Annotated in this window: 20 protein-coding genes and 1 tRNA gene; 11 read left to right on the forward strand and 10 right to left on the reverse strand. The window is 71.0% G+C overall.

Annotation, left to right across the window (positions count from 1 at the left end; genetic code table 11):
* Nucleotides 1-35: 35 nt before the first annotated feature.
* Entirely contained in the window at nucleotides 36-1,268 is a 1,233-nt protein-coding gene (locus tag O0S08_RS40660; protein ID WP_269034891.1) for a hypothetical protein, read from the forward strand.
* Between the two features lie 31 nt (nucleotides 1,269-1,299).
* Here the strand turns inward: O0S08_RS40660 and O0S08_RS40665 are convergent, their stop codons facing one another.
* A complete protein-coding gene (locus O0S08_RS40665) occupies nucleotides 1,300-2,496 on the reverse strand; it encodes an SO2930 family diheme c-type cytochrome (protein ID WP_269034892.1) in 1,197 nt (398 codons plus the stop codon).
* A gap of 24 nt (nucleotides 2,497-2,520) precedes the next feature.
* Nucleotides 2,521-3,924: a parallel beta-helix domain-containing protein gene (locus O0S08_RS40670; RefSeq protein WP_269034893.1), complete on the reverse strand. Its 1,404-nt coding sequence runs from the start codon at nucleotides 3,922-3,924 to the stop codon at nucleotides 2,521-2,523.
* A gap of 239 nt (nucleotides 3,925-4,163) precedes the next feature.
* Between O0S08_RS40670 and O0S08_RS40675 the strand changes: the two genes are divergently transcribed.
* Nucleotides 4,164-6,368, forward strand: coding sequence for an alkaline phosphatase D family protein (locus O0S08_RS40675; RefSeq protein ID WP_269034894.1), 2,205 nt, complete (start codon nucleotides 4,164-4,166; stop codon nucleotides 6,366-6,368).
* A gap of 131 nt (nucleotides 6,369-6,499) precedes the next feature.
* On the opposite strand, the gene O0S08_RS40680 is transcribed toward O0S08_RS40675, so the two are convergent.
* The 3 genes from O0S08_RS40680 to O0S08_RS40690 all read right to left on the reverse strand — a co-directional run bounded on the left by O0S08_RS40680 (nucleotide 6,500) and on the right by O0S08_RS40690 (nucleotide 11,529).
* The gene (locus O0S08_RS40680; protein WP_269034895.1) at nucleotides 6,500-7,546 is read right to left on the reverse strand and encodes a hypothetical protein; all 1,047 of its coding nucleotides are present in this window, start codon (nucleotides 7,544-7,546) and stop codon (nucleotides 6,500-6,502) included.
* A 140-nt stretch (nucleotides 7,547-7,686) separates the two neighbouring features.
* A complete protein-coding gene (locus O0S08_RS40685; RefSeq protein WP_269034896.1) occupies nucleotides 7,687-8,439 on the reverse strand; it encodes a LolA family protein in 753 nt (250 codons plus the stop codon).
* Nucleotides 8,440-8,601: 162 nt separating this feature from the next.
* On the reverse strand, nucleotides 8,602-11,529 hold the full coding sequence (locus tag O0S08_RS40690; RefSeq protein ID WP_269034897.1) for an FtsK/SpoIIIE family DNA translocase: 2,928 nt from the start codon (nucleotides 11,527-11,529) through the stop codon (nucleotides 8,602-8,604).
* Between the two features lie 157 nt (nucleotides 11,530-11,686).
* On the opposite strand from O0S08_RS40690, the gene O0S08_RS40695 reads away from it, so the two are divergent.
* From O0S08_RS40695 to O0S08_RS40705, 3 genes are all read left to right on the forward strand, one after another.
* Nucleotides 11,687-12,511 (forward strand): OmpA family protein, encoded by an 825-nt coding sequence (locus O0S08_RS40695; protein WP_269034898.1) that lies wholly within the window; start codon nucleotides 11,687-11,689, stop codon nucleotides 12,509-12,511.
* A 127-nt stretch (nucleotides 12,512-12,638) separates the two neighbouring features.
* The gene (locus tag O0S08_RS40700) at nucleotides 12,639-13,145 is read left to right on the forward strand and encodes an RNA polymerase sigma factor (RefSeq protein ID WP_269034899.1); all 507 of its coding nucleotides are present in this window, start codon (nucleotides 12,639-12,641) and stop codon (nucleotides 13,143-13,145) included.
* Nucleotides 13,146-13,148: 3 nt separating this feature from the next.
* Nucleotides 13,149-13,799 (forward strand): hypothetical protein, encoded by a 651-nt coding sequence (locus tag O0S08_RS40705; RefSeq protein WP_269034900.1) that lies wholly within the window; start codon nucleotides 13,149-13,151, stop codon nucleotides 13,797-13,799.
* 113 nt (nucleotides 13,800-13,912) lie between these two features.
* On the opposite strand, the gene O0S08_RS40710 is transcribed toward O0S08_RS40705, so the two are convergent.
* Nucleotides 13,913-14,398: a hypothetical protein gene (locus O0S08_RS40710; protein WP_269034901.1), complete on the reverse strand. Its 486-nt coding sequence runs from the start codon at nucleotides 14,396-14,398 to the stop codon at nucleotides 13,913-13,915.
* Nucleotides 14,399-14,527: 129 nt separating this feature from the next.
* Between O0S08_RS40710 and O0S08_RS40715 the strand changes: the two genes are divergently transcribed.
* Nucleotides 14,528-16,108, forward strand: coding sequence for a benzoate-CoA ligase family protein (locus O0S08_RS40715; protein WP_269034902.1), 1,581 nt, complete (start codon nucleotides 14,528-14,530; stop codon nucleotides 16,106-16,108).
* A 38-nt stretch (nucleotides 16,109-16,146) separates the two neighbouring features.
* Complete coding sequence (locus O0S08_RS40720; protein WP_269034903.1) at nucleotides 16,147-16,923, forward strand: creatininase family protein; 777 nt, start codon at nucleotides 16,147-16,149, stop codon at nucleotides 16,921-16,923.
* A 3-nt stretch (nucleotides 16,924-16,926) separates the two neighbouring features.
* Here the strand turns inward: O0S08_RS40720 and O0S08_RS40725 are convergent, their stop codons facing one another.
* Nucleotides 16,927-17,235: a putative quinol monooxygenase gene (locus O0S08_RS40725; RefSeq protein WP_269034904.1), complete on the reverse strand. Its 309-nt coding sequence runs from the start codon at nucleotides 17,233-17,235 to the stop codon at nucleotides 16,927-16,929.
* Between the two features lie 23 nt (nucleotides 17,236-17,258).
* On the opposite strand from O0S08_RS40725, the gene O0S08_RS40730 reads away from it, so the two are divergent.
* The gene (locus O0S08_RS40730; protein ID WP_269034905.1) at nucleotides 17,259-17,519 is read left to right on the forward strand and encodes a hypothetical protein; all 261 of its coding nucleotides are present in this window, start codon (nucleotides 17,259-17,261) and stop codon (nucleotides 17,517-17,519) included.
* A 16-nt stretch (nucleotides 17,520-17,535) separates the two neighbouring features.
* Here O0S08_RS40730 and O0S08_RS40735 read toward each other — a convergent pair whose 3' ends face one another.
* Both O0S08_RS40735 and O0S08_RS40740 read right to left on the reverse strand, forming a co-directional pair.
* The gene (locus tag O0S08_RS40735; RefSeq protein WP_269034906.1) at nucleotides 17,536-17,919 is read right to left on the reverse strand and encodes a hypothetical protein; all 384 of its coding nucleotides are present in this window, start codon (nucleotides 17,917-17,919) and stop codon (nucleotides 17,536-17,538) included.
* Nucleotides 17,920-17,927: 8 nt separating this feature from the next.
* A complete protein-coding gene (locus O0S08_RS40740) occupies nucleotides 17,928-18,227 on the reverse strand; it encodes a putative quinol monooxygenase (protein WP_269034907.1) in 300 nt (99 codons plus the stop codon).
* Between the two features lie 283 nt (nucleotides 18,228-18,510).
* Between O0S08_RS40740 and O0S08_RS40745 the strand changes: the two genes are divergently transcribed.
* On the forward strand, nucleotides 18,511-19,338 hold the full coding sequence (locus O0S08_RS40745; protein WP_269034908.1) for a peptidylprolyl isomerase: 828 nt from the start codon (nucleotides 18,511-18,513) through the stop codon (nucleotides 19,336-19,338).
* Nucleotides 19,339-19,545: 207 nt separating this feature from the next.
* On the opposite strand, the gene O0S08_RS40750 is transcribed toward O0S08_RS40745, so the two are convergent.
* Entirely contained in the window at nucleotides 19,546-20,136 is a 591-nt protein-coding gene (locus O0S08_RS40750) for a 5-formyltetrahydrofolate cyclo-ligase (protein ID WP_269034909.1), read from the reverse strand.
* Nucleotides 20,137-20,324: 188 nt separating this feature from the next.
* On the opposite strand from O0S08_RS40750, the gene O0S08_RS40755 reads away from it, so the two are divergent.
* A tRNA-Gly gene (locus tag O0S08_RS40755) sits at nucleotides 20,325-20,397 on the forward strand.
* Nucleotides 20,398-20,522: 125 nt separating this feature from the next.
* On the forward strand, nucleotides 20,523-22,958 hold the full coding sequence (locus O0S08_RS40760) for a hypothetical protein (protein ID WP_269034910.1): 2,436 nt from the start codon (nucleotides 20,523-20,525) through the stop codon (nucleotides 22,956-22,958).
* The last annotated feature ends 347 nt before the right edge of the window (nucleotides 22,959-23,305 follow it).

A 23,305-nucleotide genomic window follows, 5' to 3' on the forward strand; every position in this document is an offset into this window, starting at 1 on the left:
ATCGCCGTCGCGGCCGCTCCCGGGGCGCGGCCTCCGTGCTCGCCGCCCTCCTGGCGCTCGGCGCCTGCGCCTGCGCGATCGAGCGCGGCAAGCAGTGGGGCCCGCCGGTGGTGCCCGCGGTGCCGGCTGTCCCCGAGGTCAGCCTGGTCCTGCTCGGCGACGTGGGCGCGCGCGGATCGTCCGGCCAGGCCACGGCGGCCGAGCTCGAGCGCGTCCTGGCCGAGCACAAGCGCCGCGGCCGGCCCGTGGTGGTGCTCTGGCTCGGCGACAACATCGGCCCGGTCGGCCCCGGCGACCTCGGCCGCTGCACCGCGGTCTCGGCGGCGTGGCAGGCCAAGGGTCCGGCTGCGCTGGCCCGGGTCGTCCGCGCCCACGCGGCCGCCGGCGGCGCGGCCCTGGCCGCTCTCGGCGAGCAGGACTGGCGCTGCGGCCAGCCCGAGCTCGAGCTGCAGTCGGAGCCGGACGAGGGCCCGCACCCGTGGGCCATGCCGGGCCACAACTACGCCTTCGCCGTCTATCCCGACGGACATGTCCGTGTGACCATGTCCTGTTCGACAGGTCTTTGCGCACCGGGCCCCAAGGACATGTCCCCGGAGTCATCCCCGCTGGTCGAGCTGGTCGTGGTCGACAGCGCCGCCTGGCTGGTCCCGCCGCCGGTGAACACCCCCGCGGCCGCGCGCGCCGACCAGAGCGTGGCCGAGCAGGCGGCGCTGCTGGCCGCCCTGACCGCCGCGCCGGCCCCGTGGCCGCGCCTGCTCGTCAGCCACCACCCGCTCGAGAGCGCCGGCCCGCACGGCGTCGGCGGCATGTACAGCGACAGCGGCTACTACCTCCACGCCGAGCCGGTGCGCCGGGCGGTCGACGCCGGCCTGTTCGCCGGGGCGCTGTCGGCCCACGACCGCATGCTGCTGGCGACCGGCGACATCGGCCCGGCGACCAAGCGCTCGAGCCGCTACTGGCTCAAGCCACCTGTCTTTCAGGTCATCTCGGGCTCGGCCTCCGCGCCCGACAGCCGGGCCGGCGCGCGCGGCTTCTGGTACTTCCAGGGCACCGCGCTCAAGGCCGAGCTGCAGACCAACCGGGCCGGCTTCGCCGAGCTGTACGTGCGCGAGGACAGCGTCTCGGCGGTGCTCCGCCGCCGCCGCGCCGGCCGCTGGGGCGCGGGCACGGTGACGATCCCGCTCGGCCGCCCGCCCCACCCGGTCGAGTCGCCCTCGCCGGTGATGGACCCCTGCCTCTACTGCGACCCGGTCCCGCCGCGCCAGTGAGCGCGGCGGGGCGGCTGTCCCCAAGGCCAGCTCAGGGCAGCATCTCGCAGTCCTTCGCCGGCATCCCCGCGATCCACTCGTGGATCAGCTGGACCCCGCGCGCATCGATGACGCGGTTGGGCAGCTCCGGCATCTTGATCTCCGGGTCGAGCGAGTTCATGCGGAACATGACGATGCTGTCGTCCGGCTGGCCCGGGACGATGTCGTAGTGGTGCCCGCCGGTGCCCGGGCCCGCGGCCGCCGGCACCTTGCACACGCCGTACTTGGCCTCGATCTCCTCCCAGGCGAGGAACACCAGGCCGCTCTTGCCCGCGCCGCCGCCGAGGCGGTGGCAGTGCGAGCAGTTGGCGTGCAGGTACGAGCGCGCGCGCGCCTCGAGCGGCTCGTCGCCGAACGGGTCGACCAGGCGCGGCAGCGTCTGCACTTCGGGCAATGTCCCGGAGAACATGTCCTGAGCGGCGAGCCACTCGAGCTGGTTGACGGCCTGGCCGTCGACGACCACCTCCATGTTGAGCTGGTGGGTGATCGTCCCCAGGAGCTCGGTGGCGTCGTCGCGCTCGTGGCAGCTGCCGCACTGGTCGAGGTTCGGCACGATGTACTCCTCGACCTTGGCGACGCCCTCCTCGTCGATGAACTCGACGTTCACGCGCTTGCCGATCTTGTGCAGCGTCGCCTCGGTCTGCGCGTCGTCCCACAGGTACGTCACCGACTCCCAGGCGCCGGCGACGCGGAACAGCAGCCGCGTCTCGATCATCCGCCGGCCCGCGGCGGCGTCGCGGCGGTCGTGGTCGAACCAGAAGTTCTTGATGATCACCGCGCCGTCGGGGAAGTCCCAGCCCTCGCCGTCGCTGAAGCCGATCTTGCCGCCCTCCGGGAGGACGATGAACCGGCCCTTGCCGGCCGCGTCGGACCACAGCGGCGCCGCCACGGTGTAGGGCACCACGCCGTCCTTGGGCGCCAGGTCGACCATCGGCTGGACGAAGAAGTCGTAGTCGCTGAGCTTCGGCAGCGGCCACTCGCCCTCGACCGGGCAGCGCGTGGTCCCGGCGCACGGGTCGCCGGTGGTCGGCGCGGTGGTGTCGGTGCTCGCGTCGGTGCTCGCGTCGAGGGTGGCTGCGCCGGTGCCGGTGGTCGTCTCCGTGGCGCCGGTCGCCTCGGTGGTCGCGCCGCCGGTGCCGCCGCAGCCGGCGGCGGCGACGAGGATGACCTTCAGTACATGGCCTCGCATACATGTCCTCCGGAGCATGGGCGCTCAGCCCTCCGGCAGCTCGGGCAGCGCCGTGTGCTGGCAGGTGACCGGCTCGAGGTCGGTGCTCTTGTTGGCGAGGCCGCCGCACAGGTCGAAGTTCATGTAGTCGGCGTCGCCGTTCTGCCACAGGCAGTTGACCAGCGCCGGGTCCATCGCCATCGCGTCGGGGTCGAGGCAGCCGTCGAACAGGACGTCGGCCGCCGGCACGCCCGCCACCCCGTCGATCGGCGAGGCCGGCATCATCCCGTTGCCCTCGAAGCTGTTGTCGTGGACGTAGTTGCCCTCGGCGTACTGGTCGAAGTTGGGGTCGTCGGCCGGCTCGAGGCCGATCGCCTCGTTGTAGCTGACGATGATCACGCCTGTGGTGCGGTTGCCGCGGATGATGTTGTCGCGCAGCTCGTTCTCGTCGGCGGCCAGGATCATGAAGCCGACGCCCGGCGGGACCGCGGCCACGGAGGTGCCGGGGATGCCGAAGTTCTCGCCGTTGTTGTTCTCGACGATGTTCTCGTAGGCCAGGGTGTGCTTGCCGTCCTGCACCGGCAGGCCCGGGAGGTTGAAGATCAGGATCCCGGCGGTGTTGTCGTGGGTGTGGTTGCGGCGGACCGTCGCCCCGGTCGAGTTCTCGATCTCGATGCCGGCGACGTTGTCGTAGGCCTCGTTGTCCTCGACCAAAATGTTGGTCGACTGGCCGACGTAGATGCCGGCGTCGCGGGCGCCGATGACCCGCGAGTTGCGGATCACCACCCCCGTGCTGCCGACCGGGTAGAAGCCGTAGGCGCCGCTCTCCATCGACTCCTTGGCGGCCCACTCGACCGAGACGTCGTCGAAGGTGATGTCGGCCACGTCGTCGCCGCGGATGCCGTCGCCCGGGGTCTCCTTGACGGTGAACGACCGCACCGTCACGCCGTCGCCGCTGATCTTGATGCCGTTGGCGCCGAGGTCCTGGGCGCTGAAGTCGAGGATCGTCAGGTCGCGGGCGGCGCCGCGCAGGGTCAGGTTGTTGGCGGAGATCGAGATCTCGGTGTTGAGCGAGAAGGTGCCCTCGGCCAGGCAGACGACGTCGCCGTCGGCCGCGTTGAGCAGCGCGCCCTGCAGGGTCGCCACGTCGTCGTCGCTCGGGCTGACGAACGCGTCGCAATCGGCCGGGACCTCGCCGCCCGTGGTCGGCGAGGTGCCGCCCTCGGTCTCGGTGTCGGTGGCGCCGTCGGTGCTCGTGCCGGTCGGCTCGGTGCCCGCCGTCATGTCCGCCGTGTCGTCCGTGCCCTGGGTCCCCACCGTCGAGTCGCTCGCGGCGTCGGTGTCGCCCTTGTCGTCGCCGCCACATGCCCCGAGGGACAGGCTGAGCGCGAGGCCGGTGGCGCCGGCGCGCGCGAAGGAGAAGGTGCGACGAGGACAAGGAGAGTTCATGCCAGACATCGCACCCTTCATACCCGATGCGAGGACCGCGTCGCCAGATCGACAATCGCGTGACAACTTCTTCATCACGCGGGGCTCCTCCAGCGCGCGCCGCATCGCCGGCTGCGCCGCATCCATGAGCCGCGGCAAAACGCACGGGGCGCGGACCCGCGAGCGTCTGCGCGGACTGCGATAGAGTGGCTCGCCGGAGCCACCGACTCATGACTTCACGATTCTCTCGCCGTCAATTCTTGCGCGCGACGCTCGTCAGCGTCGTCTCCGCCGGCCTGTCCGCCTGCAAGGGCGACGGCGACGGAACCACCGACAGCGACGGATCGACGGGCACCGACGGCACCGAACCGACCGGCAGCACCGCGCCGACCACCGGCGCCGAGGAGCCGCTGCTCGACGGTGCGGCGTACTTCCCTCAATCGGTGGCGTCCGGCGACCCGCGGCCCGACAGCGTGATCCTGTGGACCCGCGTCGACGACGAGGCGGCGGGCGACGGTGATCTCGAGCTCACCGTGGAGCTGGCCCTGGACCCCGATTTCTCCATGCGCGTCGAGCTCGACGCCGCCAGCGCGGCGGTCCCCGCCCGCACGATGTTCGACCGCTGCGCCAAGGCCAAGCTCAAGGGCCTGGAGCCGGCGACCACCTATTATTATAGATTTGTTCACAATCGCGAAGATGGCCGATACGGCAGCGCGGTCGGCAGAACCCGCACTGCGCCGGCTTCTGACGCCGACGTCCCGATCCGCTTCGCCTACGCGTCGTGTCAGGATTACAACGGCCGCTATTATAATAGCTACCGCGGCCTGCTGGCGCAGCCGGATCTCGACTTCTTCGTTCACCTCGGTGACTACGTCTACGAAACTACCGGCGACCCGACCTTCCAGGCGGCCGGCCGCGGGATCGCGTTCTCCGACACCGCCGGGGCGATCGTGTTCAACGAGGGCACCCCGGAGGAGTACTTCGCGGCCAGCAGCCTCAGCAATTACCGCGAGCTGTACCGCGGCTACCGCTCCGACCCGGCGCTGCGGCGGGTGCACGAGAGCCTGCCGATGATCGCGATCTGGGACGACCACGAGTTCAGCGACGACTGCTTCGGCGCCACCGCGACCTACTTCGACGGCCGGGTCGACGAGCACGACGAGGCCCGCCGCAAGCACGCCAACCAGGCGTGGTTCGAGTACATGCCGATCGACTTCGGCGACGACGAATTCGTGTACGACCCGAGCAAGCCGTACCCGCAGGACATCACGATCTACCGCGACTTCCGCTTCGGCAAGCACCTCCACCTGGTGATGACCGACCTCCGCAGCTACCGGCCCGACCACCTGATCCCCGAGGACGGCTTCCCCGGCGCGGTGGTGATCGACGAGGCCGCGCTGGTCGAGCAGTTCGGATCGATCCCCGAGTTCGCCACCCCGTACGTCGAGGACATCGACGCTTACCAGGGCGGCGTCTACAAGGACGCGCTGCTGGCCGGCGCCGCGGAGCTCGCCTTCGACCCCGCGCACCTCACCGGCAAGATCGACGCCGGCTTCATCAACAGCACCCTGGCGACTCTCGGCGACCCGACCCCGCCGATCGACGAGGCCGAGCTGGCGACGCTGCCGCGCGGCCTGTCGTTCCTCGGCATGGGCAAGCGCAGCTTCAACGGCTCGATCGGCGCCCGCTACTTCGTCGTCAAGCCGGCGTTCGACGCCTGGGCGGCCGCCCGCGCGGCGGCCGAGCCGGCCTCGGTCGACGTCATGGGCCAGGCCCAGCGCGAGTGGTTCCTGGCGACGATGAAGGGCTCGACGGCGACGTGGAAGGTGTGGGGCACCGAGTACACGCTGATGCCGCTGGTGATCGACCTGACCTCGTTCCCGATCGAGCCGTACAACCAGCTCTACTACATGAACGTCGACCAGTGGGACGGCTTCAACCCGGCCCGCGACGCGCTGCTCGCCGAGCTGCAGGCGGTCGACAACGTGGTCGCCATCACCGGCGACATCCACGCCTTCTACGCCGGCACGCCGATGGTCGCCGGGGCGCCCGAGAAGAAGATCGTCGAGCTGGTCGGCGCCGGCATCAGCTCGACGCCGTTCCAGTCGCTGCTGGTCCTCCAGGTCGCCGCCGACCCGACCCTCAGCAGCCTGCCCGGCGCCTCCATGCTGGCGTCGGCCATCGACGCCCTGTTCACCGGCACCACCACCAACCCGCACCTCGGCTTCGCCGACTCGAGCCGCAACGGCTTCGTCAGCGTGGTGGTCGACGGCGCCGCGGTCAACGCGACCTTTCACATGCTGAGCGAAGACGTGTCGCTGACCGACTACGAGGGCATGGACGACGCCCTCGCCGGCAAGTTCAAGCGCGAGAAGTTCCAGGTCCAGGCCGGCCAGCGCGACATCTTCCGCGACTTCTCCGGCACCTTCAAGCGCTGGGACCCGACCGTCAACATGTGGGTCTGACCTTCGGGGCATGCTCCTTCGGACATGTCTGAAGGGTCACGCGCTCGCACAAAATAAAACGCGGCCACCGCCGTTGCGGTGGCCGCGGTGGGCCGCCCGGGCTCCCTCCCCGGGACGCGCTCACGGAAGCCTCAGGTGCCGTTGAAGATGAGGGCGAACACGGCCATCTTGGCGCTGCCGGCGGTGCCGACCAGGCCGATCGGGTTGCCGTCGAGCTGGGCGGTGAACTTCTCGGCGATCGCCGGGTTGAGCAGGATGAACACGCCGTTGCTGCTGGTGCCGTCGCTGTTGAAGCCCATGCCGTCCTCGTTGAGGTAGCGGATCGCCGCGGTCGAGCTGTCCATCTCGGGCACGACCACCGCGCCGGCGACCGGGACGCCGCCCTGGCGCACGAGGCCGACCACGCCGCCGTTCTCGCCGAGCGGCAGGGCGTCGACGACCGCCTGGTCGGCGTCGGCCATGAGATAACCTGTCCATTCGGTCAGCTTGGCTGCGGGCACGCCCCAGATGTCGTGGATGCCGTTGAGCGGCGGGTACAGGGTCGAGCCCTCGTACGGCTGGGCCAGACCGGTGGCGGTCAGGTAGTAGTCGCCGCCGCCGACCACGCCGATCACGCCGATGCCGGTGTTGACCGGGGTCTCGGACGTCGCGTCGATGTGGCCGTCGGCGCCCGAGGTGACCTTGACGATGTCGACCGCGCTCTCGATGCCCTGGATCGCGGCCAGGGCGCCGACGACCCGCAGGTCGGCGCCCGCGATCGGCTCACCGGTGGCGAAGTCGGTCAGGGTGCCGATGAAGCGGGTGGCGCCGCACTCGGCCCGCACGCCGCAGACGGCGTCGGTCTGGCTGTCGGTCCACTTGATGCACGACTCCGACTCGCAGTCGGCGTTGAGCGTGCAGGCCGAGCCCTCGGCGCCGGCGCCCGGCATCTGCATGCCATCCTCGCACGCGCCCCCGGTCGTGGTCGGCGCGGTCGTCCCCTCGGTGTCGTCCGTCGTCGTCGTGCCCGCCGTCGCGCCGTCGGTCGTGGTCGGCGTCGTACCCGCGGTCGGCTCCTCGGTGTCACCCGAGGTGCTCGTCGTCGCGTCGGTCGCGGAGGTGCCTTTGTCGTCGCCGCAGCCGACCGTCGCGACGAGCGCGGTCAGCAAACCCAGGGTAACCAGTGAAGTGCGCTGCATGGTCGTAGTCGGCGCCACGGTACACAGCCGAGACGCGTCGCGCAACCAACGCCAGGCCGAGCGATCGCTTCCGCAAACGCGAGCGGGCCCGCACGCTGCGCGCGCGGGCCCGGGGCCTCACCGCGGCCATGAAGCCGCGTTCACTGTCTCGTCTCGACGTAGCCGGTCGGCACCTTGTACTTGAAGTCCTTCGCCGCGAGGTTCTGGTTGCTGGCGACGTCGGTGAGCACGAAGTGGTTGGTGCTGTTGTCCTGCGCCCGGACCACGAACGAGTCGACCCGGCCGGTGAGATCGTCGACGACCAGCAGCAGCGACTTGTAGTGCGGGTTCTGCTCCTTGGGCTTGAGCTCGATGACCTTGTGCCCCGGCATGCCGTAGCTCTTGGTCTGCTGATCCTGGGCCATCCGCACCTTGAACTCCTTGATCAGCTTCTGCCCGCCGAACAGGAACTTCATCGCCCCGGCGAGGTTCGAGTTGCCCTCGACCTTCTGGCTGACGACCTGCCGCGTGTCGTGCTCGACCACCCAGAGCTTCTGGCCGTCGACGTAGAAGTCGGGGTCGGCCTTGCCCTCGTAGTCCCACACCATCATGCCGGGCTTCTTCAGCCGGAGGTCGCCGGTGCTGACCGTGCGCGTGCCGTAGACCGGGTGCACGTAGGTCTGCTTGAACTTGCAGGTGAGGTCGGTGGTGCCGTCGTAGAAGGACTGGACCGACGCGAGCACCGCCGAGGCGGAGGGCTTGATCTCGGGCGCCGTCACCGGCGCAGCGGCCGCTTGCGCGGAGGCCCCCTGGGTCACGCTCAGGGGCAGCAGCGGAGCGTCGATCGCGTTCGCGAGAGCAACATCGCTGCAGAAGAGGCCGAGAGAGAGCGCGCAGATCGTGGTGGCTTCCATGTTTGAGCTCCTGGGGCGACGCCCCGTGGCCGAGAAGACGGGCGGAGGCTGGGGGCGATTCACCGCCGCGCCGACGCCGCGCTCGCGGCCGCGCAGGGCCATGCCGCGAGAGTCCTAGCACACTTCCGGCCGCGCATGCCCGGGCGGCGGAGATCTCGCCGATCACGCGGCCTGGACGAACACCTCGCGCGGCGCAGTACCGCGGGCCGGGCCGATCACGCCCTCGGCCTCCATCATCTCCACGATCTTGGCGGCCCGGTTGTAGCCGATGTTGAGCCGGCGCTGGATCATGCTGGTGCTGACCTTGCGCGTCTCGGCGACGATCTGCACCGCCTTGTCGTAGAGCGGATCGGCGCGCCGGTCGCTCGGCGCCTCCTCCTCCTCTTCGTCGCGCTTGGCGGTGATCGCCAGGTTGTACGTCGGCCGCGCCTGCTTGCGGATGAACGCCACGACCTTGAGGATCTCGTCCTCGGACACGTAGCAGCCGTGGACGCGCTGCGGCTGGCCGCCGCGGTCCATGTGCAGCATGTCGCCCATGCCGAGCAGCTGCTTGGCGCCCTTGCCGTCGAGGATCGTGCGGCTGTCGATGTCGCTCGTCACCTGGAAGGCGATGCGCGACGGGAAGTTGTTCTTGATCGTGCCGGTGATGACGTCGACGCTCGGCCGCTGCGTCGCCAGGATCAGGTGGATGCCGCACGCGCGCGCCTTGGCGGCGATCCGCGCGACGCTGGTCTCGACCTCCTTGCTGGCGACCATCATCAGGTCGGCGAACTCGTCGATGATGACGACGATGTACGGCATCTTCTCCGGCTTGTCGCCGACCTTGGCCCCGCTCGGCAGGCCGCCCATCGACTCGACCGGACCGTCCTCGTCGAAGCCGACGCCGCCGAGGAACTCGGCCGGGATGGCGTCCTCGCCCTCCTCGCGCGCGGCGGCGCTGGCGTCGGCCGCGGCCTCCTCGAGCGCCCGCTTCTCCGCCTCCCACTCGTCGATCAGCTGCGGCAGCTTCTTGTTGTAGCCGGCGATGTCGCGCACCTGCGCGTCGCTCAGCACGGCGTAGCGCCGCTCCATCTCGTCGACCGCCCAGCGCAGGGCCATGCTGGCCTGCTCGGCGTCGGTGATGACCGGCAAGAGCAGGTGCGGGATGTCCTTGTAGATGCTCAGCTCGAGCATCTTCGGGTCGATCATGATCATGCGCACGTCCTCGGGCGTGCACGCGAACAGCAGCGAGCAGATCATCGCGTTGACGCCGACCGACTTGCCCGAGCCGGTCGCGCCGGCGACGAGCAGGTGCGGCGCCTTGGCCAGGTCGATCGCCACCGGCTTGCCGGTGATGTTCTTGCCCAGCACCATCGGCAGCTTGCCGCCCCGCGCGGCCTCGAACGCCTCGCTCTCGAGGATCTCCTTGATCGAGACGGTCTCGCGGGTGGCGTTCGGGACCTCGAAGCCGACGGTCGCCTTGCCGGGGATCGGCGCGAGGATGCGGATGGCGATCGCCTCGAGCGCCATGGCGAGGTCGTTCTCGAGGCTCTCGATGCGCGACAGCTTGACGCCCGGGTCGGGCTTGAACTCGTAGCGCGTGATCACCGGCCCGGGGTGGATCTTGGTCACCTTGCCGTTGACCTTGAACTGCGCCAGCGCGTGCTCGATGCGCTCGGCCTGCTCGAGCACGAAGTTCTTGTCGACCTCGACCGCCGGCGTGTCGGCGGCCTCGAACAGCTTCGACGGCGGCAGGTTGTACGGGCCCGAGGTCAGGCGAACGATGCCGGGGATCGACGGCACGCGCTCGACCGGCTTGGCCGCGGCGGCGGCGGGCGCCAGCGGCAGCTGCTCGGGCACGCGCGCGGGCGCGGGCGCGGGTGCGGGCGCGATCGGAGCCCTGGCGGCGATCGCCGGCGGGGCGCTCTCCTCGTCGTCGAGCTCGGTCGTGACCTCGACCGCGGCCGCTAGCTCCTGCGGCCGCGGCGGCGCCTTCTTGCCGGCCTTGGCCGCGACCGCGACCTTGGCGGGCGCGGGCACGGGGACCTCGATGTCGGCTGCCTCTTCGGCCCTGTCCTCGGCGACATGTCCTGAAGTCTCTTCGAGGTCGGTGGACACCTCGGGCTCGACCTTGGCCGGCTTGCGACGGCGACGCGGCGCGACGTCCTCGGCGAGCTCGGCCTTGTCCGCCTCGCTCTTGTCCGCCTTCGCCTTCTCGGCCTTGCCTGCCTCGGCCTCCGGGCGTCCGCCCGTCAGCACGATCTCCGGCATGTCCTCGGGCCGGCGCGCGACCTTCCGGTTCTTGCGCGGGGCGTCGGCCACGGCCGCCGCGGGCACCGACGGCGCGGCGGGCTCCTCCTCCTCGACCTCGGCGGGCGCGGCCTTGGCCTTGTTGTTGCGGCGGCGACGCTTGGGCTTCGGCTCCTCCTCGACCTCCTCCTCCTCTTCCTCTTCTTCCTCGGCCTCTTCCTCCTCGGCCTCTTCCTCCTCGTCGACCTCTTCTTCCTCTTCCTCTTCCTCCTCGACGTCCTCGGCGCGGCCGCGCAGCGACTCGCCGATGCCGACGAGGCCGCCCCAGAGGTACTGACCGACGGCGACGAAGCCGCGGCCGACCATGCGCACTGCGCCGATCAAGTGAGCCGTCGACAGCGGCGTCGAGGCGAACAGGCCGACGCACAGCAGCGCCCCGGCGATCAGGTAGGTCCCTGCCCGATCGAACATGCCGAGGCCGATCTCGCCGAGCACCTCGCCGGCCAGGCCGCCGGCGGTGAAGCCGTAGATCCGGTAGGTCGGGAACATCACGTGCAGCAGCACGCAGCCGGCCACCGTCGCCAGCGAGAAGCCGAGGCCCTCGCCCGAGCGCAGCTCCATCGCGTCGCCGTGCAGCGCCTTGACCCCGAGGCCGAGCACGCCGAGCACCAGCAGGTACGAGCCCATGCCGAGCGAGGCGTACAGCGCCCCGGCGACCAGGCGGCCGACCGGGCCCATGAGCGTGCCGGTGCCGAACTGGTACGAGAACAGTCCGCCCAGCATCAGCACGCCGATGGCGAGCAGCACCACGCCGAGGAACTCGCCCCACGGCCGCGGCAGCCCGGAAGAACTTTCGCGCATTTGCGCATTGCGCGCAGGGGGAGAGTTGGCTCGCTTGTTGGCCATTTTCTCTGTGATCTCGCTGCGTTATGGCCCAGAACCCGGGCCCGGACCCCGAGGGTAAGCCCCGAAGTCGAGATGCGTCAAAAATTTGGCCGGCATGGGATAGCCTTGCGCCATGCGCAAGCTCGCCGTCTTCATGCTCCTGTCCACGCTGGCCCTGTCCGGCTGCAAACGCAAAGAACTCGAGGCAGCCCTCGCGGAGACGCAGGCCAAGCTCACGAAGACGGAGGGCGAGCTGCGCGACGAGCAGGGCAAGAACAAGAAGCTCAACGAGGAGAACACCTCGCTGAAGGACAAGATCGCCCAGCTCGAGAAGGACGTGGCGCGGCTGGGCAACGAGATCAAGGTGCTCGAGGAGCAGAACGCCGACCTCGCGCGCAAGGCCGGCGCGACCGCCGACGAGCTCAAGAAGCTGCGCGACGAGAAGGCCAAGCGCCTGGCCGAGCTGCAGGTCTACAAGGACCTGTTCGCCAAGCTCAAGTCGCTCATCGACGCCGGCACCATTCAGGTCGAGGTCCGCAAGGGCCGCTTCGTCGTCAAGCTGGCCAGCAGCATCCTGTTCGACTCCGGCAAGACCGACCTCAAGCCCGAGGGTCAGGCCGCGCTCGGCAACCTCGCCAGCGCGCTCAAGAGCCTCAACGACCGCGAATGGCTGGTCGCCGGCCACACCGACAACGTCCCGATCAAGACCGCCAAGTTCAAGAACAACTGGGAGCTGTCGACGGCCCGCGCGGTCGAGGTCGTGCAGTTCCTCGTCACCCAGGGCATGCCGCAGGGCACCCTCGGCGCCGCCGGCTACGGCGACGTCGACCCGGTCGCCGACAACACCAGCGAGGACGGCAAGGCCAAGAACCGCCGCATCGAGATCGTCCTGATGCCGCTGCTCGGCGAGATCCCCGGCCTCAAGGAGATGCTCACCGGCGGCGGCGGCCAGAGCTGAGCCGCCCCCTTCGCGCGCACGCGGCCGCCCCCCGGGCGGCCGTTTTCGTTGGGTCGCGCGCCGGCGAAATTAATTTCGCCGACCCTGTGAACCTCGCGGGGGCTCGCGCGAATCACCAGCGCAGACCATGACGGGCGACGACCTCCGGCCGCGATTTTTGGCGCTGCTGCGCGAGCACCACAAGATCGTGCTCAAGGTCGCGAGCGTGTACGCGCGCGGGCGGCAGGACCGCAGCGACCTCGCGCAGGAGATCGCGATCCAGCTGTGGCGCTCGTTCCCCCGCTACGACCCCGAGCGGCGGTTCTCGACGTGGATGTACCGCGTCGCCCTCAACGTCGGCATCTCGTTCGCGCGGCGCGAGCGGACCCGCGACGGCCGGTTCGAGCCGCTCGGCGATCCGCGCGACATCGCCGACGACGCCGACGAACCCGACGAGCGACTCAAGCAGCTGCACGCGGTGATCGCCGGACTCGCCGAGCTCGACCGGGCGCTCATCCTCCTCTACCTCGAGGAGCGCCCGCACAGCGAGATCGCGGCGATCCTCGGCATCAGCGAGACCAACGTGGCGACCAAGCTCGGCCGCCTCAAACAGCGCCTGCGCGGCCAGATGACCGCCGCGGCGACGGAGACCTGACGCATGGAACTCGACGACCTCAAGCAAGCCTGGCAAGCGCTCGACCGCCGGCTCGAGCGGCAGGACGCGCTCCAGCTGCAGCTCCTGCAGGAACGTGCGATCGGCCGCGCCCGCTCGCGCCTGCGCCCGCTGGTGTTCGGCCTGTGGTGCCAGACGCTGATCGCCGGCGCGCTGGTGTTCGTGTGCGCGTCGTTCTGGGTGAACCACCGCGACAGCCTGCACCTCATGCTGTGCGGCGTCGTCCTGCAGGCCTACCTGATCATGGTCGTGGTGCTCGGCGCGCGCGAGCTGGCGATGGTCCGCGAGATCGACCCGGCCGAGCCGGTGGTGACAAACCAGCGCCGCCTGGCCGAGCTGCGGGCCTGGCGGGTGCGCACGTCGCCGTGGCTGGGGCTGCCGTGGGCGCTGTTGTGGATCCCAATGATCATCTGCCTGGCCGCGAGCAACGGCGACGACCTGGTCGCGCGCGCCCCGGAGTTCGTGATCCTTCAGCTCGTGATCGGCGCGGTCGTGCTGGCGGCGATCCTGGTGTTCATCCGCTGGTCGAAGTCGCGGCCGCAGCTGAACGCCGCGCTCGAGCGCAGCGCCAGCGGTCGCAGCGTCGAACGAGCCCGCGCCGCCCTCGACGCGATCGCCCGCTTCGAGCAGGAGTGATTTCTCGCGTGAGGTCGACTCCGGTTGGCGCGATCACCAAGCGCTCACGCGATCCCCGCGCAGCGTGCGGCGGGCTCGTCCCCTCGGCGTGCACGGGCCCCTCGCGTCGCCGCTCACGCGAGCACGCGCAGGCGCTTGCGCTCGACCAGCTCGAGCTGCACGCGCAGGTTGGCCTGGCCGGCCACGTGCCAGCGGTCGCCGGGGGTCGACGGTTGCAGCTGCAAGAGGGGCGTGCCGGGCAGCTCGGTGAGCTCGGCGTCGTCGTCGCGCACGTGGTAGAGCGCGGCGTAGGGGGCGTTGGCGATCGAGCCGTGGATGATGAGCTGGACGTCGAGCAGGCCGCGGCGCGAGGCGACGCGCAGCACCTCGGTGCAGCGGCTCCTGGGCACGCGGTACAGCCGCGGGGCCGCCTCGAGCTCGCGCCGGTAGGCGATCGTCGGGCCGAGCACCGCGTTGCGGTTGAGCTGCAGCTCGACGCGGATGCCCTGCGACGGCGGCGCATCGGGCGACGGCGGCCGCTCGAGCGACACCCAGCGCAGCCAGACCACGAACGAGTCGCGGTCGAGGTCGAAGGACAGGCGCGGGTAGACGACCTCCACGGGGCGGGGAACATACCCCAGCTCGCGCGGCGGCCCAACGCGCGGCGCGGCGGGCGGCCCACCGTGAGACCCCGCACCCGCGCGCGCCTGCCCGCACCCGCGGGCCCTGTGGGAATTTCGCCGCGACCCATGCCCGCCCCGATCGTCGTCCCCGATCGCCTCAACATGGCCGAGTGGTTCCTCGACGCCCGCGTCGCCGAGGGCCTCGGCGACAAGACCGCGATCTACTGCGGCGACGCCCAGGTGACCTACCGCGAGCTGGTGGCCGCGTCGTGTCGCGTCACCAACCTGCTGCGCTCCCTCGGCCTGCGCATCGAGGACCGCGTGCAGCTGCTCCTGCTCGACACGCCCGAGTTCGCGGCGGCCTACTTCGGCGTCCTGCGCGCCGGCTGCGTCGCGGTGCCGACCAACACCTGGCTGCTGCCGCCCGACTACGCCTACTACCTCGAGTACGCGCGGCCGCGGGCGGTCATCGTCGACGCCGAGGTCTACCCGCAGCTCGAGCCGGTGTGGCGCGACGCGCCCTACCCCCCGATCGTGATCGTCGTCGACCGCTCCGGCGCACCTGTCCCCAAGGACACCCTCGACTGGCACGCCGAGCTGGCCCGCCAGCCCGACACCGCGCGGACCGAGCCGACCTACCGCGACGACTTCGCCACCTGGCTGTCGTCGTCGGGCTCGACCGGCAAGCCGAAGTGCGTCGTGCACATGCACCACGACTTCGTGTGGAACACCGTCGCCTACGCCCAGCGCACCCTCGGCATCAAGCGCGAGGACGTCACGATCTCCGCGCCCAAGCTGTTCTTCGGCTACGCGCTGGCCAGCAACATGCTGTTCCCGTTCAGCGTCGGCGGCAGCTGCGTGCTGGTGCCCGAGCGGGTCGCGCCCGAGCGGTGGTACGGCCTGATCGAGAGGTACCGCGCGACCCAGTTCGTGACCGTGCCGACGACGATCGCCAAGATGCTCGACCACCTCGACGAGGCCGGGCGGCGCGACCTGTCGTCGCTGCACTCGCTGGTCAGCGCCGGCGAGGCGCTGCCGTCGCGGCTGTACCGGCTGTGGAAGCAGTCGACCGGGGTCGAGATCTTCGACGGCATCGGCTCGGCCGAGATGTTCCACGTCTACATCACCAACCGCCCCGGCGACGTGAAGGACGGCAGCCTCGGCAAGATCGTCGACGGCTACACCTACCGCCTGCTCGACGACGACGGCCGCGAGGTCCCGCCCGGCGAGATCGGCACCCTCGTGATCACCGGGCCCTCCGCCGGCCAGGGCTACTGGCGCATGCGCGACCAGAGTCGCGCGACCTTCTGGGGCGACTCGGTCAAGGGCGCCGACAAGTTCCACGTCGACACCGAGGGCTACTTCTGGTTCTGCGGCCGCGGCGACGACATGCTCAAGTGCTCAGGCGTGTACGTCTCGCCGGTCGAGGTCGAGAACTGTCTTTTGGGACATCCGGCGGTGCACGAGGCCGGGGTGGTCGGTTACCGCGACGCCGACGGCCTCGAGCGCGCGGTCGCCTACGTCGAGCTGGCCGCCGGCCACACCGCCGGCGAGGCGCTGGCCGCCGAGATCCTCGCCCACGCCCGCGCCAACATCGCCGCCTTCAAGGCCCCCCGGCGGGTCGAGTTCGTGGCCGCCCTGCCGCGCACCGAGACCGGCAAGATCAAGCGCGGCGAGCTGCGCAAGCTGGCGGCGGCCCTCACCTGAACGTTCCGACATGCCCGGAAGGACCTGCTTGAAACGCCATGGCTGAACAGACACCCGGCCTCTACGTCCGCTTCGCCGAGCTCAGCTACCCGGAGGTCGAGCGCCTGCTCGCGCTGCCGCAGCCGAAGATCGCGCTGCTGCCGGTCGGCAGCACCGAGGCGCACGGGCCCCACCTGCCGCTGGCGACCGACAGCCTGATCGGCGAAGCAGTGGTCGACCGCGCCGCCGGCGAGCTGGCGGCGCGCGGGCACTTCGCGGCCGCGCTGCCGCCGATCCACTACGCGGTGACCGAGTGGGCCAGGGACTTCGCCGGCTCGACGTCGATCGGCGCCGAGGCGGCGATCGGCCTGGTCCTCGGGACATGTCGGGCGATGCGGGCGATGGGCTTCGACCGCGTGGTGGTGTTCACCGCCCACCTCGAGCCGGACCACATCGCCTCGCTGCGGGAGGTCGCGCGCCGCTACCAGGCGGAGACCGGCGACGCGCTGCTGTTCGTCGACACCACCCGGCGCGCGCTCGCGGCCCGGCTGACGCCGGAGTTCCAGAGCGGCTCGTGCCACGCCGGCCGCTACGAGACCAGCCTGGTCCTGGCGATCCGCCCCGACCTGGTGCGCATGGACCTCGCGGCCGCGCTGCCCGAGCACACCGTCCCGCTCGCCGAGCACATCCGCGCGGGCAAGCGCGGCTTCCTCGAGTGCGACATGCCGCGCGCCTACTGCGGCGCGCCGGCGGCCGCCACCGCCGAGGAGGGGCGCGAGATCCTCGAGACCCTCGCCACCCTCGTCGTCGAGGCCGTGGTCGCCTCGCTCGCGTGAGCCTCAGCGCTCGACGCTGCGGTAGCGGGCGAACCGCGGCGCCGCGCGCAGGAGCGGCGTCAGGCGGGCCAGCGCGACCTTCGCGTGCGGGCTGCGCATGTGGGCGTCGGCGGCCACGTCGCTGTCCCAGCGCTCGACCGTGACGAGCTGGGTCGGGTCGGCCTCCTGTTGCAGGACCTCGAAGCGCAAGCAGCCGCGCGAGGACCGGCTGCGCTCGGCGAGCTCCTGCAGCAGAGAGATCGCGGCGTCGAGGGCGACGCGCTCGACGGACAGCTTGACGACGGCGAGGATCGAAGGATCGAATACTGGCATGAAAATCCTCGAAGGATTGGTCGATGAGCGACGCGAAGGGTAAATTGATCCGGCAAGAAGAGGCGGTGCTTCTGCTCGACGCAATCGGCGACGAGAAGACGAGGCATATCGCGGGCGCGTTGTTTGCCGCTCTCTGGCGAGAGACGCGAGCTGGCGTCACTCCAGCCTGTGATTTTGATCTGGAGTTCTTCGTGCGAATCGTGAATCAGATTTGCGGGGAAACACGAGCTGATCAAATCCATCGTGGATGGCAAGGAAGTCGGATGGCCCGACGAATGCCCTGACGGTGACTGGAAGGAGTCAGAGGAGCGCCGCGCGCATGCGCGGGATGGCTTCGGGGAGCACGACGCTGACCATGATCCCGAGCTGCGCCCGGGTGCAGTCGAGCGCCATGCCCATGCGGTACTTGTCGGACAGGTCGACGACGATGATCATGACCTGGCCGTCCTCGCCGAGCCGCAGCATGGTCTGATGCACGTTCTCGGGCACCGGCAGGCCGGTCTTCTTGAGGGTGTCGCTGATCCGGTCGAACAGGATGTTGAACAGCGCGCACGCCCGCGGCGAGGTGCGCAGGCCGGCGACCGACATGCCCGACGTCTTGGCGAACACGTCGATCGCGGCCAGACCGCCGAGCATCGAGTCCTCCATGTCGGCCAGGGTGTGGTGGAGCTCCTTGATGTTCATGACGAACCTCAGGCGACGCGGACGTGCCGGACGAGCGCCGATGGCACCTCGAGCAGCGGACCTATCGCGCCGAAGGCCTGCTCGGTGTGATCCGCGCTCAGGTGCGCGTCCGCGGCCTCGTCGCTGTCCCACACCTCGATCACCACGAACTCGCGCGGGTCCGTGGTGCCCTGGTAGGCCTCGAAGCGGCGGTTGCCGGGCAGCTCGCGGCCGGCCTGGACGAGCTCGCGCATGGCGCCGGCGAACACCTCGGGCGCCTGCGGCCTGGTCGACATGGTCGTGACGACGTGGACCGATCGATCTTCCATACCGGCAGGGTGCAGACCGCTCCCAGGCCTGTCGATTGCTGATTTCGTCGCCCCGTCCGCGGCCGCGGCCGGGCGCGCTCGCGAATTTTCGCGAGCGCCCGGTCCGGCCGCGAAGACCGCGCGAAGCGGCGTGAAGGGCTTCGCGCGGCGATCGCGGGCAGTTCCTGTCCCCGGGGACAGGCCCGGATCGCCGATGTCGCCTGTCGATATCGGCGACCCGGCGAGCTCGGGCGGCAGGGATGGCGCTCGCTCGGGCGGCCGCGCGCGGTGTATCCTCGCCGCGATGAAGCGCGCCGCCCTGTCCTGCCTGGTCCTCCTGCTGGCCGCCTGCGACGGGGGCGCCGCCAAGTCCGGCGAACCGCCGGCCGAGCCGGCCAAGAAGGTCGAGGCGCCGCCGCCGGCGAAGACGGAGGCCGTCGCCGAGCCGCCGGCCCCGAAGTACCCGCAGGGCGAGGCCGACGAGGCCTGCGCGAAGATCGTGGTCGTCGCCTGGCAGGGGGCCGAGGGGGCCGAGCCGACGGTCACCCGCGACAAGGCCGCGGCCCAGACGCGGGCCGAGGAGCTCCGCAGCAAGCTGTCCTCCGGCAGAGCCTTCGCCGACCTCGCCGGCGAGTCCGACGAGCCGAAGACGAAGGCCAAGGGCGGCGCGATGGGCACCTACGCCAAGGACAAGTGGCCGGAGAAGTACGCCCCGCTGAAGGACGTCGTGTTCGCGCTCGGGATCGGCGAGACCTCGGCGGTGGTCGAGCACCCGCACGGCTTCGTGGTCGCCCAGCGCTGCAAGGTCGAGAAGGTGCACTCGCGGCACATCCTGGTCCGCTACGCCGGGGCCAAGAACGCCGAGGCCAAGATCAAGCGCAGCAAGGAGGAGGCGCAGAAGCTGGCGACGGAGCTCCACGCCGAGGCGAGCAAGGCCGGCGCCGACTTCGAGGCGCTGGCGAAGAAGCGCAGCGAGGACAGCTCGGCCGAGCGCGGCGGCGACCTCGGCTCGGTCGGCCGCGGCATGTTCGCGCCGGCGTTCGAGGCGGCCGCGTTCGCGCTGAAGCCCGGCGAGCTCAGCTCGGTGGTCGAGACCGACTTCGGCTTCCACGTGATCCAGCGGGTCGACTGAGAGCCGGCCGCACCCGCACGCTCGGGCATGCCCTCAGGGACATGTTCTGGAGAGCATGACCTGAAGAGCATGTCCCGATAGACATGCCCTGCACTGCCTCGGCAGCCCGCCGCAGTGCGCTCGCGGAGCGCGGCGACCGATCGGCGTCGGCCGCCGTCTCGCCGCAGCAGCCTGTCTCTCAAGACAGGCTGTTTCTTTAAAAACAGGTCACTGCAGGGAGACGCAGTCGAGCAGCCCCTGCTCGGTCGCCAGCGCGTGGACGCCGACGTCGTGGGGTTCTTCGGGGAGCGCCTCGACCAGCTCGTCGCTGAAGCACAGGCCGATGCGGACCGGGCGCGAGTGGTTGCGCAGCGGGTTCATGGCGCCGTCGTAGTGGCCCTTGCCGTAGCCGAGGCGGATGCCGGTGCGGGTGAAGGCGAGGCCGGGCATCAGCACCAGGTCGACGTCGGTGTCGGCGAGGGCCAGGCCGGGGCCGTCGCGCGGCTCGAGCAGGCCGAACGGGGCCGGGGCGAGGGTCACGAGGTCGGCGACGGCCACGAACTCGATCGACTGGCGGCGGTGGCCGGCCATGCGCGGCAGCCACAGCTGTTTCCCGGCCGCGAGCGCGGCGATCAGCAGCGGGCGGGTGTCGGGTTCGCCCTTGACGCCGACGAACGCGGCCACCGAGGTCGCCGCGCGCCAGCGGGCCTCCGCCAGCACGTGGGCGCAGAGCTCGGCCGAAGCGGCCGCCGCGGCCTCGGGTCCGCGTTCCCGCCGCCTCGCCGCGCTCTGCGCTCGAATGTCCGCCTTCGAAAGCATCCACCCGCGCACTTACCGCTGGTCGCGACCGGGCGCAAGTTTCGCGCCGCAGGAGCGCATTGCCGGGCCGTACGCGAGGGCAGCCGGGCCCGGGCGGGCACCCCTCGCAAGACCCGCGCTGCCGGCCGGGTGGCGGATGCGCCCCGGACTTGCGGGCCGCCGCGCAGCCTGGTAGACATACCGGCCCCGCGGGAGTAACTCAGTTGGTAGAGTGTCAGCTTCCCAAGCTGAATGTCGCGGGTTCGATCCCCGTCTCCCGCTCTCTCTCGCAAGGCCCCGCTCCGGGGCCTTGTTCGCTTTCGGGGCCTGCTGCTTCGGAGCTCGCTGCAGCGGCGGCGCGCCCGCCTCGTTGACGCTCGCTGCGGGGCTGTGAAACGCTGGCGGCGATGTTGCTGGCGTGGCTGTTGCTGCTGTCGTCGCCTGCCGCCGACTCCCACGATTGCCGCGTCGCCCCGGCCGCGAGCTGCCCGCCCGGAATGACTGGACCCGCCTGCGACCTGCCCTGCGTCGCCGGCGAATGTGATACCGCGCGGTACTGCCACGACGACGGCGACACCTACGGCCTCGCGGCTTTCGGCGCCCGGCTGTTCGCGCTGGGGCCGGACGAGCCCGACTGGCTGGTGCGGCTGCGGGTGCTGCGATTCATCGTCGACCACCCGCGCGACCTCGGGCTCGCGCCCGGCCCGAGTGCGAGCGACCTCGGGCTGCCGGCCGCGCCGATCGGCCGCGTCGAGGCCGGGGCGCTGCGACTGCTGCGATTGCGCCAGCACTACCGCGAATGGCCGGTGCACGGCGCCGACGCCACGCTGACGTTGATCGCCGATCGCACCGGGGTGATCGGGCTCCGCGGCGCGGTGGTCGACGGCCGCGAGGACTACGCCTTCGTCGCCGCCCCGGCCGGCCGCGACGTGGCCGCGGCCAGCGTCCTGGCCCACGCGGCCGCGCGGACCGGCCTCCCCGCCGGCGCGCTGCGGCCGGTCAACCTGCGCCTGGTCGCGTTCCCGCGGGCGCGCGCGCTGGCCTGGGCCGCCGCGGTGTTCCACGGTCCGGCGCGGGTCGCCGACGTGGTGGTCGCCGCCGATCCGCGGGCCGCAGTCCTGCCGCTGCTGGCCTACACCGATCCGTCGGGGGCCGGCCTCGACCACGCGCTGGCGCTCGAGGTGCGCGCCGAGAGCTTGAGCAGCGACGTCTTCACCGCGCCGATCTCGACCGTGGCGATGCCGACCTCGGGCTCGCTGGCCGACGGCGAGGTGCTGCTGGCCGACGAGCAGCTCGTGCTGATCGACGCCGCCGGCGCCGGCTCGCGCGCGGAGGCGCTGGCGAGCCCGATCTACGGCCAGCTCGGCGCCGACTTCGACGCCTACCCCGACACCCGCGAATACGGCCTGCAGAACTCCTATTATTTGCTGCGCAGCTACTATGAACATACCGACGCGGTCATGCAGGGCCGCTGGGACAGCGCCCTGCCGACGCTCGGGCTCGAGAGCGTGACGCCGGCGGGGCAGTTCTCGCCGCGGCTGGTCGTGGCCGCCGACCCCGCGGCCTCGCTGTGCGGCGCCGAGGCCAGCTGGTGCGTGTCGTCGGCGTGGGGCGGCGCGCTCGAAGAGCCGGCGGAGGCGCTGCAGCAGCCGCTCGGCGGCGGGCCGTACGAGGTCGTCGGGGCGATGTACCTCGCGGGCGCCAGCTACTCGCCGTCGGTGCTGCCGCACGAGTTCGGCCACTTCGTCGACCTGTTCGCCGCGCCGGGCCTGATGTTCGAGCCGTTCGTGTGCCTGTCGTGCGGGCCGGACTGCTACCCGGGCACCACCGACGACGCCCTGCCGCTGTCGGAGACCTACGCCAGCCTGATGGCGCTGTGGTTCTACGCCTCGCTCTACCCCGCGGCCGGCCAGGCCGACTCGTGCGCGACGCTCACCCGGCTCAGCCTCGGCGAGAACCGCAACCCGCACAGCGACGCCTGTCGCCCCGGCGGCGGCGAGTTCTCGCGCTTCGTCGCCGACGACGACCCCGCCTGCCCCAACGACGACGCCAACTACCCCGACATGTGCGACCTGCCGTCGCTCATCGACATCGACTTCGAGGAGGGCACCAGCCTGTGCGACCGCGAGGTCGGCTACGCGATCGACAGCTGGTTCCAGGCCTTCTGGGAGCTGCTGCACGGCGAGAGCTGCGCGACCGCGCCGCCGTACGAGTGCGTCCCGCTGCCCGCCCTGAGCGCCGCGCCGGCCGCCGACGCGATCGGCCGCGCCCTGCTCTGGGCCGCGCAGGTCAGCAGCGGCACCTACCGCGGGTTCGCCGACGACGTCGCCACCTACGTCGCCTGCAACCATGGCGAGGCGGCGTATCTCGAGCTCAACGAGGTCCTGTGTCACCACCACATCCGCCCGTGCGACGCTCCGCTGCCGGCCCTGTGCGACGACTGCGGCGACGGGGTCCGCACCGGCGACGAGGCCTGCGACGGCGGCGACCTCGGCGGGCAGAGCTGCGAGGCCCTCGGCCTCGGTCCCGGCGACCTGAGCTGCGACGCAGCGTGTCAGCTGGTGACCGGGGGCTGCATGTCCCCGGAGACAGGTGAGAGCGAGGCCAACTCGAGCTCGACGGGCGAGGCGCCGACCACCGGCCCGCCCGTGACCGGAGAGGGCTCGGGGACTTCGAGCACGAGCGCCGGGTTCATCGACCCGAGCGCGACCGACGGCCAGCCCGGCGAGGACGGGACCGGCAGCCAGCAGGGCGAGGACGGCTGCGCGTGCGCATCGGGTGCGGGCGGCGCGTGGTGGCTGGCAGCCCTGGCGCTGACGCGACGGCGCCGACGGACGGCTTGAACGGACATGTTCTTATGAGCATGTCGAAATAGACATGTCTATCAAGACATGTCTATCAAGACATACCGCGAAGGCGCCTCGACGCTGCCACCGCCGCGCCCGCAGACCCATGAGGCATGTCTCTTACGACGTGCCCTGAAGACCGCCTCGGCACCGGCGGCTCCAGCAGCGCCATGAAGCATGTCGCTTCCGACATGCCCCGAAGAACACCTCCGCGCCTTCGCCCCAGCAGCCGGGCCCCATGAAGCATGTCTCTTCCGACATGCCCGTGTAACACCTCAGCACCGGCGCGAGGCCCGATTCAACATGTCCATGACGACATGCTCCGAAGATCAACTCCTCCGAGC

The sequence above is a fragment of the Nannocystis punicea genome, from assembly GCF_026965555.1.
GTDB lineage: Bacteria > Myxococcota_A > Polyangia > Nannocystales > Nannocystaceae > Nannocystis > Nannocystis punicea.

Bases quoted from the DNA above. Each gene is read 5' to 3' on its own strand.
- O0S08_RS40665 (WP_269034892.1), bottom strand. From the start codon at position 2,496: ATGCGAGGCCATGTACTGAAGGTCATCCTCGTCGCCGCCGCCGGCTGC.
- O0S08_RS40670 (WP_269034893.1), bottom strand. From the start codon at position 3,924: ATGAACTCTCCTTGTCCTCGTCGCACCTTCTCCTTCGCGCGCGCCGGC.
- O0S08_RS40680 (WP_269034895.1), bottom strand. From the start codon at position 7,546: ATGCAGCGCACTTCACTGGTTACCCTGGGTTTGCTGACCGCGCTCGTC.
- O0S08_RS40685 (WP_269034896.1), bottom strand. From the start codon at position 8,439: ATGGAAGCCACCACGATCTGCGCGCTCTCTCTCGGCCTCTTCTGCAGC.
- O0S08_RS40690 (WP_269034897.1), bottom strand. From the start codon at position 11,529: ATGCGCGAAAGTTCTTCCGGGCTGCCGCGGCCGTGGGGCGAGTTCCTC.
- O0S08_RS40695 (WP_269034898.1), top strand. From the start codon at position 11,687: ATGCGCAAGCTCGCCGTCTTCATGCTCCTGTCCACGCTGGCCCTGTCC.
- O0S08_RS40700 (WP_269034899.1), top strand. From the start codon at position 12,639: ATGACGGGCGACGACCTCCGGCCGCGATTTTTGGCGCTGCTGCGCGAG.
- O0S08_RS40705 (WP_269034900.1), top strand. From the start codon at position 13,149: ATGGAACTCGACGACCTCAAGCAAGCCTGGCAAGCGCTCGACCGCCGG.
- O0S08_RS40715 (WP_269034902.1), top strand. From the start codon at position 14,528: ATGCCCGCCCCGATCGTCGTCCCCGATCGCCTCAACATGGCCGAGTGG.
- O0S08_RS40720 (WP_269034903.1), top strand. From the start codon at position 16,147: ATGGCTGAACAGACACCCGGCCTCTACGTCCGCTTCGCCGAGCTCAGC.
- O0S08_RS40725 (WP_269034904.1), bottom strand. From the start codon at position 17,235: ATGCCAGTATTCGATCCTTCGATCCTCGCCGTCGTCAAGCTGTCCGTC.
- O0S08_RS40730 (WP_269034905.1), top strand. From the start codon at position 17,259: ATGAGCGACGCGAAGGGTAAATTGATCCGGCAAGAAGAGGCGGTGCTT.
- O0S08_RS40735 (WP_269034906.1), bottom strand. From the start codon at position 17,919: ATGAACATCAAGGAGCTCCACCACACCCTGGCCGACATGGAGGACTCG.
- O0S08_RS40740 (WP_269034907.1), bottom strand. From the start codon at position 18,227: ATGGAAGATCGATCGGTCCACGTCGTCACGACCATGTCGACCAGGCCG.
- O0S08_RS40745 (WP_269034908.1), top strand. From the start codon at position 18,511: ATGAAGCGCGCCGCCCTGTCCTGCCTGGTCCTCCTGCTGGCCGCCTGC.
- O0S08_RS40750 (WP_269034909.1), bottom strand. From the start codon at position 20,136: ATGCTTTCGAAGGCGGACATTCGAGCGCAGAGCGCGGCGAGGCGGCGG.
- O0S08_RS40760 (WP_269034910.1), top strand. From the start codon at position 20,523: ATGTTGCTGGCGTGGCTGTTGCTGCTGTCGTCGCCTGCCGCCGACTCC.